The organism is Streptomyces sp. NPDC043853 (genome assembly GCF_056436025.1).
The window spans coordinates 380,120-396,919 of the sequence record NZ_JBWKDJ010000001.1; the positions used below are offsets into that span (position 1 = coordinate 380,120).

General features: G+C 67.5%; 11 protein-coding genes and 4 pseudogenes. 11 read left to right on the forward strand and 4 right to left on the reverse strand.

What is annotated here, in order from left to right; genetic code table 11:
• Positions 1-80 precede the first annotated feature (80 nt).
• Positions 81-218, reverse strand: a complete 138-nt coding sequence (locus AC067U_RS01550) for a hypothetical protein (protein ID WP_385681541.1) — start codon at positions 216-218, stop codon at positions 81-83.
• A 610-nt stretch (positions 219-828) separates the two neighbouring features.
• Between AC067U_RS01550 and AC067U_RS01555 the strand changes: the two are divergent.
• Together AC067U_RS01555 and AC067U_RS01560 are read left to right on the forward strand one after the other, a co-directional pair.
• Positions 829-1,019: pseudogene (locus AC067U_RS01555) on the forward strand (IS5/IS1182 family transposase); the annotation flags it as partial.
• A gap of 109 nt (positions 1,020-1,128) precedes the next feature.
• Positions 1,129-1,297 (forward strand): annotated as a pseudogene (locus AC067U_RS01560) (transposase family protein); the annotation flags it as partial.
• Between the two features lie 450 nt (positions 1,298-1,747).
• Here the strand turns inward: AC067U_RS01560 and AC067U_RS01565 are convergent.
• Entirely contained in the window at positions 1,748-1,894 is a 147-nt protein-coding gene (locus tag AC067U_RS01565; protein WP_478827574.1) for a hypothetical protein, read from the reverse strand.
• A 92-nt stretch (positions 1,895-1,986) separates the two neighbouring features.
• Positions 1,987-2,271 carry a hypothetical protein gene (locus AC067U_RS01570; protein WP_284574770.1) on the reverse strand — a complete coding sequence of 95 codons (285 nt, stop codon included), beginning with the start codon at positions 2,269-2,271 and terminating at the stop codon, positions 1,987-1,989.
• Positions 2,272-3,176: 905 nt separating this feature from the next.
• On the opposite strand from AC067U_RS01570, the gene AC067U_RS01575 reads away from it, so the two are divergent.
• The 7 genes from AC067U_RS01575 (at position 3,177) to AC067U_RS01605 (ending at position 13,905) form a co-directional block, all read left to right on the forward strand.
• Positions 3,177-3,752 carry a hypothetical protein gene (locus AC067U_RS01575; protein ID WP_351031495.1) on the forward strand — a complete coding sequence of 192 codons (576 nt, stop codon included), beginning with the start codon at positions 3,177-3,179 and terminating at the stop codon, positions 3,750-3,752.
• Between the two features lie 180 nt (positions 3,753-3,932).
• The gene (locus tag AC067U_RS01580) at positions 3,933-4,340 is read left to right on the forward strand and encodes a hypothetical protein (RefSeq protein WP_478827575.1); all 408 of its coding nucleotides are present in this window, start codon (positions 3,933-3,935) and stop codon (positions 4,338-4,340) included.
• Positions 4,337-5,506 carry a hypothetical protein gene (locus AC067U_RS01585; protein WP_478827576.1) on the forward strand — a complete coding sequence of 390 codons (1,170 nt, stop codon included), beginning with the start codon at positions 4,337-4,339 and terminating at the stop codon, positions 5,504-5,506. Before AC067U_RS01580 ends, AC067U_RS01585 begins: the two co-directional genes overlap by 4 nt.
• 355 nt (positions 5,507-5,861) lie before the next feature.
• Positions 5,862-6,512: a topoisomerase C-terminal repeat-containing protein gene (locus tag AC067U_RS01590; RefSeq protein ID WP_478827577.1), complete on the forward strand. Its 651-nt coding sequence runs from the start codon at positions 5,862-5,864 to the stop codon at positions 6,510-6,512.
• A 503-nt stretch (positions 6,513-7,015) separates the two neighbouring features.
• A complete protein-coding gene (locus tag AC067U_RS01595; protein ID WP_478827578.1) occupies positions 7,016-7,915 on the forward strand; it encodes a hypothetical protein in 900 nt (299 codons plus the stop codon).
• 54 nt (positions 7,916-7,969) lie between these two features.
• On the forward strand, positions 7,970-10,267 hold the full coding sequence (locus tag AC067U_RS01600; RefSeq protein ID WP_478827579.1) for a hypothetical protein: 2,298 nt from the start codon (positions 7,970-7,972) through the stop codon (positions 10,265-10,267).
• Between the two features lie 44 nt (positions 10,268-10,311).
• Positions 10,312-13,905 carry a hypothetical protein gene (locus tag AC067U_RS01605; RefSeq protein WP_478827580.1) on the forward strand — a complete coding sequence of 1,198 codons (3,594 nt, stop codon included), beginning with the start codon at positions 10,312-10,314 and terminating at the stop codon, positions 13,903-13,905.
• A 198-nt stretch (positions 13,906-14,103) separates the two neighbouring features.
• Here AC067U_RS01605 and AC067U_RS01610 read toward each other — a convergent pair whose 3' ends face one another.
• Positions 14,104-14,508, reverse strand: coding sequence for a hypothetical protein (locus tag AC067U_RS01610; RefSeq protein ID WP_478827581.1), 405 nt, complete (start codon positions 14,506-14,508; stop codon positions 14,104-14,106).
• Positions 14,509-14,830: 322 nt separating this feature from the next.
• Between AC067U_RS01610 and AC067U_RS01615 the strand changes: the two are divergent.
• Positions 14,831-15,040, forward strand: a pseudogene (locus AC067U_RS01615) (AAA family ATPase); the annotation flags it as partial.
• Between the two features lie 10 nt (positions 15,041-15,050).
• Positions 15,051-16,737, forward strand: a pseudogene (locus AC067U_RS01620) (VWA domain-containing protein).
• Positions 16,738-16,800 lie beyond the last annotated feature (63 nt).

The window sequence follows — 16,800 nt, forward strand, 5'->3', positions numbered from 1 at the left end:
ACGTCGTCCGAGCGCAGTTGGCTGATTGGGCTGAGATATTCAGTTGTCCGTCATGCCCCCATCCGGATCGGCTTCGCCGATCAGATGATTTTCTCTTTCAGTGCTTCATCCGAATCAGCTGCGCTGATCGAATGCGTCGTCATTCCGAGCCCCGGATCGGCTTCGCCGATCAAACTCGCGTTCTTCGCCGAGCAACCGGCCACTCCCGACCAGACCACGGCGTGATGTCCCCTGGCTCGGCATTCACTTGACCTGCGCCAAGGCGTGCCTTCTAAGGTCTCTGATGCGGGATCATGTCGGCACGGGGCGTCATCATGAGTCGACGAGTTCCGAGACAGCCGCGCTGACCGAATACCTTGCCATTCCGAACCCCGGATCGGCTTCGCCGATCAACTTCACTTGACCTACGCCAAGGCGCACCGCCAAAGGGTTCTGATGCCACATCATGTCGGCATGGCACGTCATCATGAGCTGCGGAGTTCCGAGACAGCTACGCTGACCGAATACCTCGTCACTCCGACCCCCGGATCGGCTTCGCCGATCAAAATCACGCTCCTCGCGAGCAACCGACCACTCCCGACCAGACCATGGCGCGACGCCCCCCCCAGCCCGGCAACGAGGTTGGACGACCGGCGGGTGCTGAACGGAATCGTGTGGAAGCCGCGGACGGGGTCGGCGTGAGGTGACGTGATGTGCCGGCACGGTACGGGCCCTGGAGGACCATCCACACCCGTTTCCGCAGGTGGGTGTTGGACCGGACGTTCATGCGAATGCCGGCCGCCCGCCCAGGCCGTGAGGGACGCGACCGGTGACGGCTGGCTGGTGTCGGTCGACTCCACGGTCCCGCGAGCCCACCAGCATGCCGTGGGCGCCCGTAAAAAGGGGCAGGGCGGCGGGACGAAATATGTGATCACGCCCTTGGACGATCCCCAGGCGCACTGACCACGAAAGTCCACCTGTCCTGCGACGGCCGCGGCCGGCCTCTCGGCTTCGTCCTCACCGGCGGCAACGCCGCCGACTGAACCCGCCTCGGGGAGGTCATTGACACCGTCAAGGTCCGCCGGGCCCGCGGACAAGAGCCACAGCACCCGGCAGCCGTCACCATCCGCAGACGTTCACGGCTTGCGGATGGATCGGTTCGTGAAGCTGGTGAGAGTGGTGCGGGAGCGGGGCGGAAAGAGAGCCGGTGGCGGCTGACCGTGATGTTTGCCGCTGGCGGACCGCCTTCTGCCGGTGGCGGTGTACTACCGCACGAACCTCACGATGCGGCAGCCGGCCCCGCTGTTCGGTATCTCCTCGGCGACGGTCGGCCGGGTCATCCAGCGGCTGGGGCCGTTGCCGGCGCTGGAGCCGGCAACGCGGTCCGTCGCGGACGTACACCCGGCTGGTCATGGCATCGGCCCGGTCGGCGCCGAGAACAAGGCCGATGCCCACGTGTGGCGGGAGTCGAACCTGCCGGCCGTGGCCGCCGGGACGACGGCGATCGGGGACGTTGCCTACCTGGGCACCGGGCTGATCACCCAGCACCACAGAAGGGCCGGTCGGCCCGTTGCGTGGGGCGGGAGGGGGACAACGCCGGACACCGACGGGTCCGTGCCCGCGTCGAGCACACCTTCGCCCGGATGAAGACTTGTACGTGTCCGAGATCCGTGGTCTCGACCCCGCGGAGCGTTGCCGTGATGAACCGGAACACCAGGGCCATTGCGAAGACGAGGAATGACGGACGGCATGACACCGGGCCGGCGGATCAGGGTGAAAGACCGCCGCGGCACCGGGCGGCGCGGAAGGTGTCCCGCTCGCCCTGAACCAGGGCGGTCACCCAGTCGAGCGGGCCGGGCTCGATCAGGACCGGGTGCTGCTCGCCTGTCGCCGGGGCGGTGACTGTGGCGATCACGGGCGCTGTGCCCTCCGGGTCGGCCGGTTATCCGTCGCCCAGCTCGGCGAGCGCCTGGGCGAAGTCGGCGGCGGCCGTGGTGGTCTCGGTGCTCATGCGTCGGCTTTCGTTCGCTGGGCGATCTCTTCGTCGAGTAGGTACGCCTCGCCCCACGGGTTCGGCTCCTCGACGGGGCGGCCGTGCCTGATGTCGCGCAGCCGTTCGCGGCGGCGGTCCTGGACGTAGCCGCGGCAGAGCAGGGCGTCGTGCTGGGAGGTGGGCCAGTTCGAGGCGGTCGCGCACCACCCGCAGTGCGGCGTGCGGGTCAGGCTGCGCCGGATGGCGAGGGCGAGCAGAGTGGCCACGCAGCCGAGCAGCGCGCCGATCGCGAGCACCATGTCGTGTCTCCGTCCGTCGTGGTGGTGTTGGCGGCGCGGAAGACGCCGGCGGCGGCATCTGCGCTCGTGTCGTATGCGAGGTCCTCGGGTGCCTCGTGGCCCTTTCGGTTCGCGGTGGTGGCAACTCACCACCGGGACGGGCTCACAGCCTCGGTGCTGACCGGTTGGGGCCGGCGCTTGCTGCGCCCTGGCGGGTCGTACCCCAGGCAACGCCAAGGTCTGGGTGGTGCGCGCCGTGCATTGTCCGGCGCTCTCCTTCCGAAGTGGACACGCGTCAGAGCGTGGCCCCCTGCATGAACTCCCGGCCTCCGGCGATGGACGCGAGCACTGCGCCGAAGGTCCGAGGGAGCCGACCGCAGCAGGTCGAGGCCATCTCGACTGCGAGGCACGGCAGTTCCTTGCACCAGGCTGCGCCCTGCTTTCGCAGAGCCCTCCGGATCAACTCTGTTGATCCCCAAGCGCCAGACGGGCCCGCAGGCACTCTGCGCAACCGAGTCCCGCTCTGTGCAGCCTCTGCAACCCCTATCGCGCGACATTTCAACTCATCACAGACCATCATTGAATGGCCACTCGAATAAGATACCCTCAGAGACCAGTGGATCCAATTAGACTGGTCGGCAACAGGGGATGCGAGGCGAGAAGAGATGAGGGCCTGGAGGACGAGGAAGGTTGGACTCTCCACTGCGGCACTGACTGCGGGCGTTGTGCTCGTCGGGTGCTCCGGCGGCAACGACGGAACGGCCAAGGAGACACTGCCGTCGCCCGTACCAAGCCCGACCGCGAGCACAGCCAAGGTCGCCGACACGGCTCTCGGCAAGGCGCTGGACAAGCTCGCCTTCCAAGGCGCCGGAAGCTCCGGAAAGAGCAGCGGAGCTTGCCTGGGTGGCGCGGTGCGGAAGGCGGGAATGTCGGAGAAGGCGCTGGCCTACATCATCAAGGCCGACAGCGACGACATGGGCACGGTCATCGGCGGGCTGAACAAGGTGAGCGAGGACGACGCCGCACTGCTGGCCTCGCGGTCGCTGCGCGAGGACTTCGACGGATGCGTCAGCGAGGCCGTACTTCCGAACAGCGGTAGCCCCAAGGCCCAGAGCTACACGCCGCCGGAGGCAGCCGCGAAGCCAGTGGTGGGCAAGCCGAACCTGAAGCCTGCCTACCCGGTCCGCGCGGATCAGCCGGTCAGCTCTTCCATCGAGCTCACCAAGGGCCTGGTCTCGATGTTCTCCTCCTACGCCCGTGACGAGAGCCAGAAGAAGACCTACGCGGCGGCCGGCCAGTGCCTGGCGACCTCGGTGTACAAGGCAGGCTTCAGCCAGGAGACGCTGCACTTCCTCGCCGGCGGTGCGCCGCTCGGCACCGGGTCAATCGTCGACCACGTGCCGAACGACAAGGACAAGGCGATCTGGCAATCCCCGAGGTTCACCCAGGAGCTTGTCGACTGCACGGCGAACGCGACGCCGACTCCCCTGTCCGAGCCCTGAGCGGGCGCTCATCAGACTGACCCACCTGCTGCGGCAGTGCGTGGCAAGGGGGGCTGACTGGGCGCGTCTTCGACTCTGCCAATGCTCGACAGGAAACAAAAAGAGTGGCAGAGGTCTTATCCACCAGCGCCGATAGGGCGACTTCACGGATTGGCGAGGCAAGGCATGGAGAAGCCGCAGATGACTGCCGCACACGAGTTGGACAAGACGACGCAACCTGTGCGCGGCACGAGGAAAAAGCCGTCGGGCGGGACACAGACCAGCAGCGGTGGCCGCCAGGGCATGTTCGTCCGGCTGAGCTCGGACGAGAAGCAGCGCGCGGAGTACTGGGCCGACAAGCGCGGGTTCTCCTCGGTGAGCGAGTACGTGGCCGAGGCGGTGGTCGAGAAGATCCGGCGCGAGAACCTCGACTACGACCTGCCGACCCTGGAGATCGCGCGGCTCAATGAGCTCGTCGATCAGGTCGCGGCGCTGGCGAAGAACTCGGCGAACCTCGAACGCGTCGTCACCACGGGCTTCGACTCGCTGATCGGGCTCACCCGCGGCGACAACTACCTGCTCGACGAGGAGGACGGTGAGCTCGTATGAGCCGGGACTTCGCAGAGATGCTGGAGGCGGCCACGCCCACCGACGAGGTGATGGATGTGGACACGTCCTTCCTCGACGCCTACCGGCGTGGTGGGAGCGAGGAGTTGAAGCGCGTCCAGGCTCAGGCCGCACAGCCTGGGCCTCCGGCGCCAACACCCGAGCCGGAGGTGCGGTTCGATGAGACCGGCGCCATCGACTCTCAACTCGGGGTCGAAGGTCCGCGGGCTGATCTCGACGGGGAAGCCGGAACGGATCGTCCGAACCTGGAGCCGGACCGCGAGCCCGACGTCGGCAACTCCGAACGCACCGGCAGATCCAATCAGCGCGGTGGCGCCGGCGGCGGACAGAACACCGCTGACGGGGTGCTCCCGGGCGGTGTGCCGGCGGCCCCTGCGGCCGATGCCGCTTCCGCTCCCGGGTACCGGCCGGACGTGGAGGGTGCCGCTACAGCCGAAATCGCTGCTCATGACGACATCGTCGCACCGGACGAACCCGAGCAGGTGGGGCCCGGATCGCCGCAGTTCACCGGTGATCCGCGCGCCGCACAGAGCGCGCCCTCGAAGAGGGGCTCGGGCAGTGCAGCCGAGACCGCCACGCTCCCCCAGTCGGGCTTCCGGCTCGTCGGCATGCAGAGCCAACCGCACATCAAGGCACTGCCCGAGAGCGTCATGAACGCGCTGCGGGAGCAGCTGCGAGCAGCCGCGGTCCGTGAGCTGGGCGCGAGCGACAGCGCCGCTCGGGAGTTCAGCCGGCGGCTGAGCCAGGGCACCCTGGTGATGGCGTTCCTGTTGGCACATCTCGACCTGCACCTTGATGCCGATCCTGCCACCGAGCGCGCCGTGGAGCTGTTCCGCTCCCGCGACCCGCTGCTGGGCAGCGTGTTGACACGGTTGATGAGCATCGAGGCTGTCGAACGCGAGCGGGACGGGCTGTTGCGCAAGCTGCGCGACGAGCTGGGCGAGGTGCGCCAGACCAGCGCGGTGATCGAGCAGGCGCTCGCATACTCCATCGCCGACCGCACGGAGAACTTCCTGCGGGGCTCGCACAACCTTCATGACGCGCCGATCACACACAAGGAGGCGATCCATCTCCGGGACATGGCCCGTGAGGCGACCAGGAAGCAGTCGAGGCTCGAACGCGAGCGGGAAGGGCGGCCGATCCGATGACCGCGAGGAGCAAGGAGAAGCTCTTTTCCGTCCGTAAGCGCTGCAGGGCTTGGGGTTGTCGGGTCTCTGTGTCCAGGACCCGGGTGTGCGGGCATGGCCGCGTCGGCCTCGCGCCCCGAGGACGCCCCGCGCCTCACCGGCAGCCTCGTTCCACGCACGTGAAGCCCCAGGGCGCGCACGGCCCGAACCGTCCGGGTCCGAAGGTGCCCTCGTCGCTGGACGAAGTCGAGCGCAAGTACGGAAGCAAGTGCGGCAAGGCCGGGCTGGGCCCCAGCGACACGGCGAAGTACCCGCCGCCTACCGAGAAGGGCCGGAAGCTCAGGCCGGCGCGGGCCAGTGAAATGAGCTCGCCACGATGACGAAGAACGCCTCGTCCATGCGCGCCGAGCCGGGGCTCGGAGACCAGGTCGGCGCCGGCCGCGCCGAGGGCGTGTGGCAGGCCGCTCCAGGTGGCCCGAAGAAGGTCGCCTTCAAAAAGGTCTGGTCGGGCCACGAGTTCAGCGATGACGAGGTGGCAAAGCTGCTCGCGGGCGAAACGATCTCGTTCGAGGCGAGGCCGAAGGGGAAGAAGCCCTTCCCGGCCACCGGTGCGCTCGGCGTCGGCAACTTCAGGGGTCGCACATTCGTCGGGTTCCAGCTGGAGGTGCCGGACAAGCCGACGAAGTGGTCCGGCCGGACGTTCACGCCGGCGGAGGTCGCGGCGCTCCTGGCGGGCCAGGCGCTGGAAATCGACGACTTCGTCAGCGCGCGGACTCGCAAGACCTTCGGTTGCAAGGTCACCTGGGACGCGAAGGCCAGGAAGATCATCCCTGATTTCGGCTCCGACGACGAGCCACCTCGGTCCTGGTGCCAGGTGACCTTCACCGATGCGCAGCGCAAGGACCTGGCGGCCGGTAAGACCATCCAGGGCACGGGTTTCGTCTCGGCCAAGGGCAAGACCTTCGACGCCCGCATCTCCTGGAGGAAACAGGGCGGCAGGAAGAAGATCGTCCCGTCGTTCGGTTGATGGCGGCCGGGTAGTGACGCGTGGGAGCGGGTCCCGGACCTCGGGGCCCGCTCCCGCTGCTGCCACTTCACGACAGGAGGCGTCCGGTCCGGTCCGGTCCGGTCCGGTCAAGGAGACGCTGTGCGGCGCCGGGCACGCCCCCCTCGGCACTCTGAGCCGGCAGTGCTCGACGGGATGTCGGTTCGTCAGGAAGGCCTCGACCAGAGCGGCTCCGTCGATGCGTTGGCCGTGCTCGGCCTGGACGACGACGTTCCGCGCCTCGAGGCGGAAGCGATGGACTGAGCGCGACCGCTTCCGCGGTGCGACTGATCCGTCAGCCGTTCAAACAGCACTCGATGACTCGGATCCGCCAGTCGGACTCGTCTCACATCGCCATCCGACTCCCTTTCACTCTCGTTTCGAATGACTCGCCTAAGATAGGATGCCATTCGCGCGCCTCACATATGAAGACTTCTCGACAGGTCGAGCAATGGCCATTGCGGTGGCAGGGGGATGGGAGATTCATGGCGAAACTGTCCTACAAGGTGCCAAGTTCGCTGAACAGGAGCTTCCTGGATCACGAGATCACGCTCAGCAAGGGCGGCTGGGCGGCGAAGCCCTCCCCGATCAAGCAACTGCTCTTCTTCGGTGGCGGCATCCTCGCCCTGCTGTGGTTCAGCACGTCGACGTTCGTCGCGAGCTCGGGCCCAGTCGCCATCACGTTCTTCGTTCTCTGGGGACTGGCGGCGATCGCCTACTTCGGCGGCCTGATGAAGACGAAGGAACTGCGCATCATGCGGGTGCCGGCCTTCCTCGCCTACCTGCCCCGCACGGCCCGCCACGTCTTCACCCGTCGCAGCTCGAACCCCACGGACTTCTACTCGATCGTCGGCATCGACGGGATCGACGAGGACGGGCTGATCCGTTTCTCCGACGGCGGCGAAGGCCGGGTCTACCTGGTCGTCGGCTCAGCGAGCTATCTGCTCTTCGACGAGGACCGGATCGGGATCCTCGACCGGGTCGACTCCTTCTGGCGCAAGGTCGAGACGACGTGCGAGCACAGCTTCATCACGACGAAGGAGCCGCAGCGGATCTACCACCAGGTGGCGAACCTGGAGCGGCGCAACCAGGCCCTTCAGCTCCGTGACCCCGATCTGATCGAGCTGCAGAACGAGCAGTACGACATCCTCACGCAGCACGTGGGCGGCAAGTTCCCCTCGATCCACCAGTACCTGCTGCTCAAGGGCAAGAACACCGACGCACTGCGCAAGGGACACCAAGTCCTCCAGGCCGAGGTCGGCGGCTCCACCCTCATGATCAAGGAAGCCACGATGCTCGACCGCGAGGAGGTCGAGCCGATGCTGCGGGTCTTCTACCAGGGCATCGACGACGAACTGCTCGACCACAAGACGTCGCTGAACTGACAGCGCCAGGCCGACCCACACGACGAGGAACGAACGAAGGACACCATGGCGCTGATGACGAAAGTCCGGGCACAGCTCGGCGTCCCGGGGAAGAAGCCTGACGAGACGAATGAGAGCGGGGAGCTTCTGGTCGGTGATCTGCCCGCGGACGACGCTGCTCAGGCTGAGGGCGTGCAGACCACTGCGGCAGCTCACGGCGTGGCCGACGAAGCCGCCGAGCCGAAGAAGAACTGGTGGCAGCGCCGCCGTGAGGTGAAGCACCTCCAGGGCGCATTCGACGCCTATCCGCATCTGCTCGCGCTGAAGCCGAAGGAGAAGTACCTCTTCCGCTCCGACTACTTCGAGGTCGACGGCTCGGTCGCCTGCATTCTGGCGTACTTCCACGACGACGCCGCGCACGACAACTTCGCCGCCTTCTGGGGCATCGATCGGATCCCGGACGGCCTGGACGAGCGGGTCACCGCGGTCGTGCTTGAGCAGGTCAAGCGGATGGACGACAAGTGGATCGACTCATATACGAAACAGTCCGAGAAGCTGGAACGGCTCGATGCCAACGAGCAGGAGGAGACGGGCACAACCTCCTCCAAGCGCAAGGCCGCGAAGATCTCCGGTGACCTCGGGGTCACGATCGGAGAGCTCCAAGACGGCGCGAGCTACCTCTCGGTGCACAACCGGCTCTTTCTCAAGGCCCCGGACCTGGCGACCCTGGACGACACGATCGACCGGGTCACGCGCCTGTACATCGACCGCTTCGGCACGCTGAAGGCTGCGCCCTACGCCGGCGAGCAGCGCCAGGAGCTCTCGGGCCTGTGGAAGAACAACGAGAAGAAGAAGGGCAAGGGCTTCCACTTCACCTCGACCGAGCTGGCCGGCTCGTACTCACTGGTGACCAACGGCCTCAACGACAAGGGCGGCGAGTACGTCGGCTACATGGTCGGCGACGTCAACAACAGCGCCGTGCTCATGGACGTAAACGCCTACGCCCACCACGTGATCGTCGCCGACGCCACCCTCAGCGAGTACCTCGACCGCCAGCGGGTGGCCAACATGTGGTGCTCGAAGATCTCGCAAGCGACGCTGCTGAACAACGGCCAGGTCGTCCACCTCGTCCTTGACGGGGCGAACCTCGACAAGCTCGGCCCGAGGTTCGAGCGGCTCACCTCGCGCGTGGACCTGAACCAGGGCGACGTGAACATGTTCGAGATGTTCGGCGAGGAGGAGGACGAACTGACGGTCTTCTCCGCTCAGATGGAGAAGCTCAAGCTGATGTTCGAGCAGCTCTACGAGACCACCGACGGTGCCGTCGGCTCGATCATCCGCAGTGCCCTCGAAGACACGGCCACGGACTTCTACATCGAGCAGGGCATGTGGCGGCACAACGCCAAGGAGCAGCGCAACCGCCTGCGCGTGGTGAACATCCCGCACACCCAGGTGCCGCGTCTCCAGATGTTCGTCTCCTACCTGGCGACCGCGCACAAGGCGCTGTTGAACTCCAGCAAGACCGACCCGGACCAGCTGCGCGCCTACAACGTGCTCAGAGGCATCGCCAACGCGATGCTGAGCACCAATGGCGACCTGTTCAACAACCACACGGCCTCGGCCGTGGACGGGGTCCGGGATTCGCGGCGCGTGGTCTACGACTTCTCGCGGCTCATGCGCCGCGGCAAGGGCGTGGCGATGGCGCAGCTGGTGAACATCGTCGGCTTCGCCGTCGGCAAGCTGGGAATCGGCGACACAGTGATCATCCACGGCACCGAGCACATCGACGACCGGGTGAAGAAGTACCTCAAGGACCAGTTCGACCATATGCACGAACGCGGCGGCCGGGTGGTCTACAGCTACAACGACGTCGACAAGATGCTGGCCGACAGCGACTTCAACAAGTTCGACGCTGCGGACTACACGCTCTTCGGCCCGATGCGCGACAAAACGGTGGCGGAGTACCAGAAGCAGTTGCACCAGCGGATCCCGCCGGATCTCGCCCGACTCATCACGACCAAGGACGAGAACCTCACGTACCTGCGCCGGGGCGTCTCCAACGTGGTCTTCCATCTGGATTTGGCACTGGGGATCAACCCCTACCGCGAGGCCCAACGCAGGCAGGTCCGACTGGAGGCGGCCAAGGCCGAAGAGACGGCGCGGATGGACTCGATCATGCACGACAAGCCGGCACCGGGCGCGAACCTCACCAGCATCCGGAAGCACAGCGAGGGCGACGGCAGTGAGGCTGACGCGGGCCAGGCTGACGCGATCAACCGCAACGACGGCAAGGGCCTGCAGCAGCCCGAGGACAACGCGAGGCGACCGGCAACAAGGCCCAGGCCCAGGCCCAAGAAGCTGGAAAAGACATGAGCGAGGTCGGCACCGATACGAGGACGAGGAGCAGAGGAGAGAGCATGAACCGGACGATCACGGCGGTGGCGAGGCTGCGTGCCCGGGCCGGCCACAGCGTGGGTGCAGTCCGCCCGGGCAGGTCCGCGCGCGGGCTCGCCCTCATGCTCCTGGCGGCGCTGCTCGTGCCGGTCTTCATGATGGCGACGTCTTCGCCGGCGTCTGCGGACGACAAGAAGGAGCGCGACAACTACAGCCTCTACCAGCTGGCCTCGAACGCGAGCTCGTACTTCAGCGAGAAGAACTCGCCGCAGAACGACAAGGGCATGCACGAGAACTGGAAGCCGGTCACGTCCAGCCCGTCCTCGGGCGGTTCCATTCTCGGCTACGCCGACCCGGAGTTCAGCCTGGGCAACATCGTGGGCTGGTTCTTCGCCGAGGTGTCGGGGTCCTCGCAGACCGTCACCTACGAGACCCTGGCCGCGAAGGATGACAAGGGCAACGCCAAGTACGCGGGCATGCTCGACTACGCGCACTTCGGGGCGGCCAACAACGACCTTGGCCTGGACACGATGTCCTCGGGCATCGGCGGCCAGATCGTGAGCGTGATCGGGGGGTCGATCATCTGGGTCCTCTACGCCCTGGCGCTGGCGGTCGGCACGCTGTTCTACGTCATCATCCAGTTCCTGAAGCTCGTCAACCCCTTCCTGTGGTTCTACAACGCGGTCGCGGCGGTGAATCCGACTTTCGCCGAGGGCATGACGGGAGGCGATACCGGAGGCGGCGCCCTCTCGGGTCTGCAGCACTGGATCAGCGGCTGGTACGGCTTGCTCGTCGACATCTCGTGGCAGGCGCTCGTGCCGATCTTCATCGGCTTCCTGCTCATCGGCCTGGTCATGTTCAAGAAGATGGACCGAGGCTCGGCGATCAAGAAGCTCGTCGTGCGCGTCGTCTTCATCGGCGTCGGCCTGCCGCTCGTCGGGTCGATGTACTCCGGCGTGCTCGGAAAGTTCGACGACTCCGTTCTCGGTCAACACGCCGGCCCGACGCGCGTCGTGCTGAGCACTTACGTCGACTTCGAGGCGTGGATGATGAACGACCGCCTGGGGATTCCGGACCAGGCCACTGTTTCCTGGGACGATGACCAGGCCAGCCCGGACGCGATGATGTCTGTGCGCACGAGTGCGCTGGCGATCAACAAGCAGTCCCACGGGGCGACGTTCAACGGCATCAACATCGGGACGAAGGCCAAAGACGCCGAGTCGGCTTGGAAGGACGGCACCGTCTCCGTCAACGGAGGCCGTGCCTCGGACGACTTCAAAGCGGTGTTCTCGACCTTCGGGATCATCGGCAAGTACATCGCGAGCAACGAGATGGCAGCCTCCGACTTCGAGTCGGGGATCAAGACCTCGATCACGCAACTGGACGAGAGCTCGGATACCAAGAAGAGCTGGTTCGTCGACAAGGACAGCTACGGCGACGTGAAGCAGTTCGGTGAAGAAGAGGGGCCGAAGCCGGTCGATCACCCGGTGATCTCGACCGACGGCACGGGCTTGACCTCCTCTCGTCCCGGTAAGGATTCGACGGTCTTCACGACGACGGGGACGAAGGGTGGCTGTGGCTTCACGGTGGGCAAGACACCCTCCTCGTGCAACCTGTCTCCCCTGGCGGCGTACAACTACCTCAACACCGGGTTCAACCCCGGCTCACTGGCCATGTACTCGTCCAACAACGCCACCAGCGGGTTCACCCGCGAGAACCACATGGCCGTCAGCCAGGTGGGCACGGGGCCGGCGAAGTTCATGTACTGGAGCAACTCGGCCACGGTCCTGGGCTCCATCGTCCTGCTCGGCTTCTGGTACGCCATCGGCATGCTGGCCGGGGCGATCAAGCGGACCTTCGGCCTGGTGGCCGCCGTTCCGTTCGCGACGCTGGGCGCCCTGCAGGCGATCGCCAAAGTGATCGTGTACTCCACGGCGATGATCATGGAAGTCCTCGTCACGCTGTTCGTCTACCAGTTCGTCTCGGAATTCCTGATCTCGGTCCCGGACATCATGGCCGGTCCCGTGTCGAGCTTCATGAGCCCGGGTGGCTTGTGGGGCAGCCCCGCGCTCGGCGGGATCATCGTGGTGGTCCTGACCCTGATCTCCTCGCTGGTGATCATAGGCATAACCTTCGCCCTGCTACGGGTGCGCAAGACTGTGCTGCAGGCGATGGACGAGGTGGTCACCAAGCTCGTGGACAAGTTCCTCGAGACGAACACCACGCCGAAGCCGGACAAGGGTGGGCTGATGCCATCTCTGGCCGCGGGTGTGGGGTCTGGCGCGGGTATGGCCATGGGGAACAAGCTCGCCAACGGGTTCGACAGCAAGGCCAGCGGTCCGGCGTCCCCGAGCGGGGGCAAGCCCACGGGCAAGACGGTGTCGACGAACGCCGGCGGCACGAACGGTGGCGCCGGGGAGTTGACGTCCGGTAAGCAGCAGCTGGCCCTCGAGGGTGGCGGGCAGGATGGTCCGGATGGACCGGACAGTCCGGCGCTGGATGGTGGTCCTGGTGGTAGCGGCTCCGGCGGCGGCAGTGACGGCGTCAAGGCTCTGCCGGGCGGCATCGGTCCCGCCGGTGGTCTGGGCACGCCCGGTCGCGACGGACAGGCCGACAAGGGTGGTCCGCTGCAGCTGACGAGTGGCGGAGCGGGCAGCTCGCGCTCGGACAAGCAGACGGCGCAGGGTCTGAGCGCCCAGGGTGGCCTGTCGAACCTCGGGTACACCGCGGACGGCAACAAGGTCATCCGCGGTGAGGTACTTTCCTCGTCGACGGAGCCGTCGAGTTCTCGTGGTGGTGCTCAGGGCGAGAGCGGCGCCAACGGCGCTGGTTCTGTCCCGACCAGCGGAGCCCGTGGGGCTGTCGCCGGTCAGACGGTACCGACGCAGTTCGGCGCGGGTTCCCAGGGTGCCCAGAGCCAACAGGACGGCAACCAGCAGGCTGCACCGCAGCGCTTCAGCGGCGACGCTGTGCCTGCCCCGGCTCCGGCTCCGACGCAGCCGGGTGCGCCGAGCGCGCGTCCGACGCAGTTCGGCGCGGGTTCCCAGGGTGCGCAGAGCCAACAGGACGGCAACCAGCAGGCTGCACCGCAGCGCTTCAGCGGCGACGCCGTGCCTGCCCCGGCTCCGGCTCCGACGCAGCCGGGTGCGCCGAGCGCGCGTCCCACGCGCTCCGCTCAGAGCACCCCTGCCCCGGCTCAGGCCCAGACCCCCATCCGGCTGCCGGCACGGCAGGAGCAGGCCGAGGCGCAGACGAACAGTGACCGGCTGCTGCCCGTGAACAACGCCCGCCGCGACGGCTCCTCGGCTCCGAGGCAGCCAGGGGCCGGTGCTCCGGCTGTGGGTCGGGCTCCGGCTGCGCCTGGTGCGCGGACTCCGGGTCGGACGCAGGCAGCGCGTCAGCCGGGTTCGATCCAGACGTCGACGCCGCGCCAGACGCCTGCCCCGTCGGGGCGTGCTCCGCGGCCGCCGGCTCCTGCACCGGCTCCTTCGCCGCGGCAGGCTCCGGTTCCACGTCCGCGCCGGACGGCCGATCCGGCCCCCCAGAGCGTGGAGACCCCGGAGCCGCAGCAGCGGCCGGCCGTTGGCCCCCGCCGAGGCCGGCGCGAGGAGGACTGATCCTCCGATCGAGGGCGAGCGTGGAGGCCTGACGCACCCGGTGAGAACGATCAACCTCACCGGGTGCGGCGTCCATACCGGGCGCCGCAGCTTCAGGAGGAGACGTCAGAGGCTTGACCAGCCGAGGAAGGACAGAACCCCGTGGACGCGATGCCACGGGGTTCTGTGCTGCTTCGCCGGCCAGGCGGGACGTCGACGCTACTTGGCGCACTTGGTCTTGAAGCCGTCCAACAGGGTCTTGCCGGCATCGGAGTTGTCACGCACGTACGCGCTACCGCTGATGCTGATCGAGGTGTTGCTGGTCGAGATTGGCTCGCTGCCGGTCCGCTTGTTGCGGGTGTCGTCTCCGGCGACCGTCCAGATGATCTGGGACTGATCCTTGTTGAACTCGCCGGTGCTGGTCACGCCCGGCTTCTCGTAGACACCATCGCAGCCGTACTCATGATGCGAGACGCTGTTGCCCTTGACGACCAGCTGGCCGAGTTTGGACGTGCCGTTGACGTCCTTGACGTAGTAGGTGCCGTCGAGCTTGCCGGCGCTGTCGCTGCTTCCGCCGCAGGCGGTGAGTATGAGTGAGCCCGCGGCCAGGGCCGCGACGGACACGGCAATCCTGGCCCGCGTCCTACGTGCAGTCCTGGTGATCCTCATGGCGTTTCCCTTCGTTCGTTATGGCAGTCGATTCGAGACGGACAGGCCAGTCAAAATAACCTATGGATAGGGGACTTTGGCGGACCGGGACCGTTTGTCAGGTGCCTTCTCGGAGGTTGTCGAGCCGATGCCCAGTCAGCGCCACTGCGGCCTGGGCCTGATTGGGCGCGTGTTCGCCGTCCTGGATGCGCCACTGCAGACGCTGCACCGGCGGGGCCTCTGCCGACCACGAGTACCTGTTCCCGGCCATTGGCGGCGGGCTGCCGGCCAACACGAACTCAGCTACCAGAAGACCGAGGCCGTCCTCGGCACCAAAGCCGCGCTCGCGAACCTGGTCAGCATCGCTCCTCTGGAGGATCGCGACGCCGTCGCCGCCGCCGTCATCAAGGCTGTCGGCGTCAAGGAGGTCGCTCCCCTCACCCTCGGCAAGCAGCTGTCCGCCTCGGCCGTCCGGCAGCCCCCGGGCGTCACCGGCTCCGCGCACCGGGCCGCTCGCGATGAGCGCCCACCATCACGTCCAGTCCCCCGCCACCACGCGGGACGACGACGCCGACCTCGCGCGCTGGGACGACGACGGCGCCCCGCCCGCGCAACCCCGTTCCTCCCCGGACGCGTGGCTACGCGTGGGAGCCGAACTCGGCGATCGGCTGGTCGCCCTCTCCGGCCGCCAGGACCTCCTCGTCACCTGCCGCCCCGGCACGCGCAGCGGCGCACCGGCCGCGTTCTTCCCCACTCTGGGCGAGGTCGAGTTCGACGCCGGCCTGTTCGCCCCGCTCCAGCCCCACGAGATCCATCCGCGGATCGTGGGCGACGAGGAGCGGTATCCCGCCGCCTGGGGAGTGTTCGTCCACGAGGCCGCGCACGCGGCCCACTCCGTCTGGACGGCGCCAGCCGGAGCGAACCCCCGTGTCGTCGAGGCCGCGCTCCTGCTGGAGGAGAGCCGTGTCGAAGGCGCACACCTGATCACGCGGCCCACGGACCGCACGTACCTGCGCACCAGTGCCCGAACCCTGGTCATGCCCGACCTCGCCCACCCCACCCTCCAGGGCATAGAGCACGCCGCGCCGTGGCGGCCCTGGTCCTCGGCCGCCGTGACGTCGGCATCCAGGCCGGCGAGACCCGGGCCGTCGCCGATCTGTGCGAAACGGTGCTGGGCGCAGGCCTGCTGGCCACACTCACCCGCATCTGGACCGCAGCCCACCAGTGCGCCGACCACGACGCCACGACCATGCTCGCGCACGCTCAAAAATGGTGCGACGCTCTGGACACCGCGGCCCCTGCCCTGCCCGTGCCGGAGAACCTCACCGATCTGCTGTCCGGCGCCGTGGGGGTCGTCATGGACAGCGCGGCAGCCACCGACGCCGCCGACCTCGCGGCACAGGCCGCAGCGACCAACACCAAGGCCGCGCAGTCCAAAGCGCAGGCTCAGGACCGCGCCCAGCGGGCCAGCCAGCGACGCAAAGCCGCCGCCACCGCCAAGTCGGTCTTCAACGCCCGTGGCACCACCGTCGCCCCCGACGGCACACCGGCGCCCTACGGCAACCCGGTCACGGTACCCGCAGGCCCACCGCCGCCGATCAGAGTGCCGCCCCACGGCTGAGCCGCGCCCTGCGTGCCGCCGCCTACCGCGAGCGGACCGAGGAGCGGACCACCAGCCCCACCCCGCCCGGCCACCTCAATATGCGCGCGGCCCTCGCCCGGGACGCTCAACGCGCGGCCGGGTCGGTCCCCACCGCGGAACCGTTCATCCACACCCGCCGCCCCACCCCACCGCTGCGCGTGGGTATCGCCGTCGACGTCTCCGGCTCCATGCGTGCCGCCTACGCGCCCGTCGCGTCCGCTGCCTGGATCGTGGCACGCGCAGCAGCCCTGACCGACCCCGACTCCCGTACCGCCACCATCGCCTATGACAGGCACCTGACCGCATTGACCCGACCCAGCGCTCGCAACGATGCCGTTGGCCGACTACGGCACCACGAACATGGACCTCGCTCTCCGGGGGCTGGAACTCAAGACGCTCGACCCCTATCTAGCCGGTTGGCGGCTCCGCGTCGTCCCTTCCCTTGGCCATCTCCCGGTCCCGATGATCACCAACGGCGCCGTGCCGGCCGGTCTACCGGTGGATCGCTGACGAACACAGCCGCCCCACCGTCAAGAACACCATCGCGGTCCTCGTGCGTGTGATGGAGCAAGCCGTTCGAGACGGGCTCATCAAGGTCAACCCTGCGAGGGTCAGTGGTTGGCAGC

Coding starts and splice junctions, on each gene's coding strand:
- AC067U_RS01600 (WP_478827579.1), top strand. CDS start 7,970: ATGACGAAAGTCCGGGCACAGCTCGGCGTCCCGGGGAAGAAGCCTGAC.
- AC067U_RS01580 (WP_478827575.1), top strand. CDS start 3,933: ATGACTGCCGCACACGAGTTGGACAAGACGACGCAACCTGTGCGCGGC.
- AC067U_RS01575 (WP_351031495.1), top strand. CDS start 3,177: ATGTCGGAGAAGGCGCTGGCCTACATCATCAAGGCCGACAGCGACGAC.
- AC067U_RS01605 (WP_478827580.1), top strand. CDS start 10,312: ATGAACCGGACGATCACGGCGGTGGCGAGGCTGCGTGCCCGGGCCGGC.
- AC067U_RS01595 (WP_478827578.1), top strand. CDS start 7,016: ATGGCGAAACTGTCCTACAAGGTGCCAAGTTCGCTGAACAGGAGCTTC.
- AC067U_RS01585 (WP_478827576.1), top strand. CDS start 4,337: ATGAGCCGGGACTTCGCAGAGATGCTGGAGGCGGCCACGCCCACCGAC.
- AC067U_RS01590 (WP_478827577.1), top strand. CDS start 5,862: ATGACGAAGAACGCCTCGTCCATGCGCGCCGAGCCGGGGCTCGGAGAC.
- AC067U_RS01570 (WP_284574770.1), bottom strand. CDS start 2,271: ATGGTGCTCGCGATCGGCGCGCTGCTCGGCTGCGTGGCCACTCTGCTC.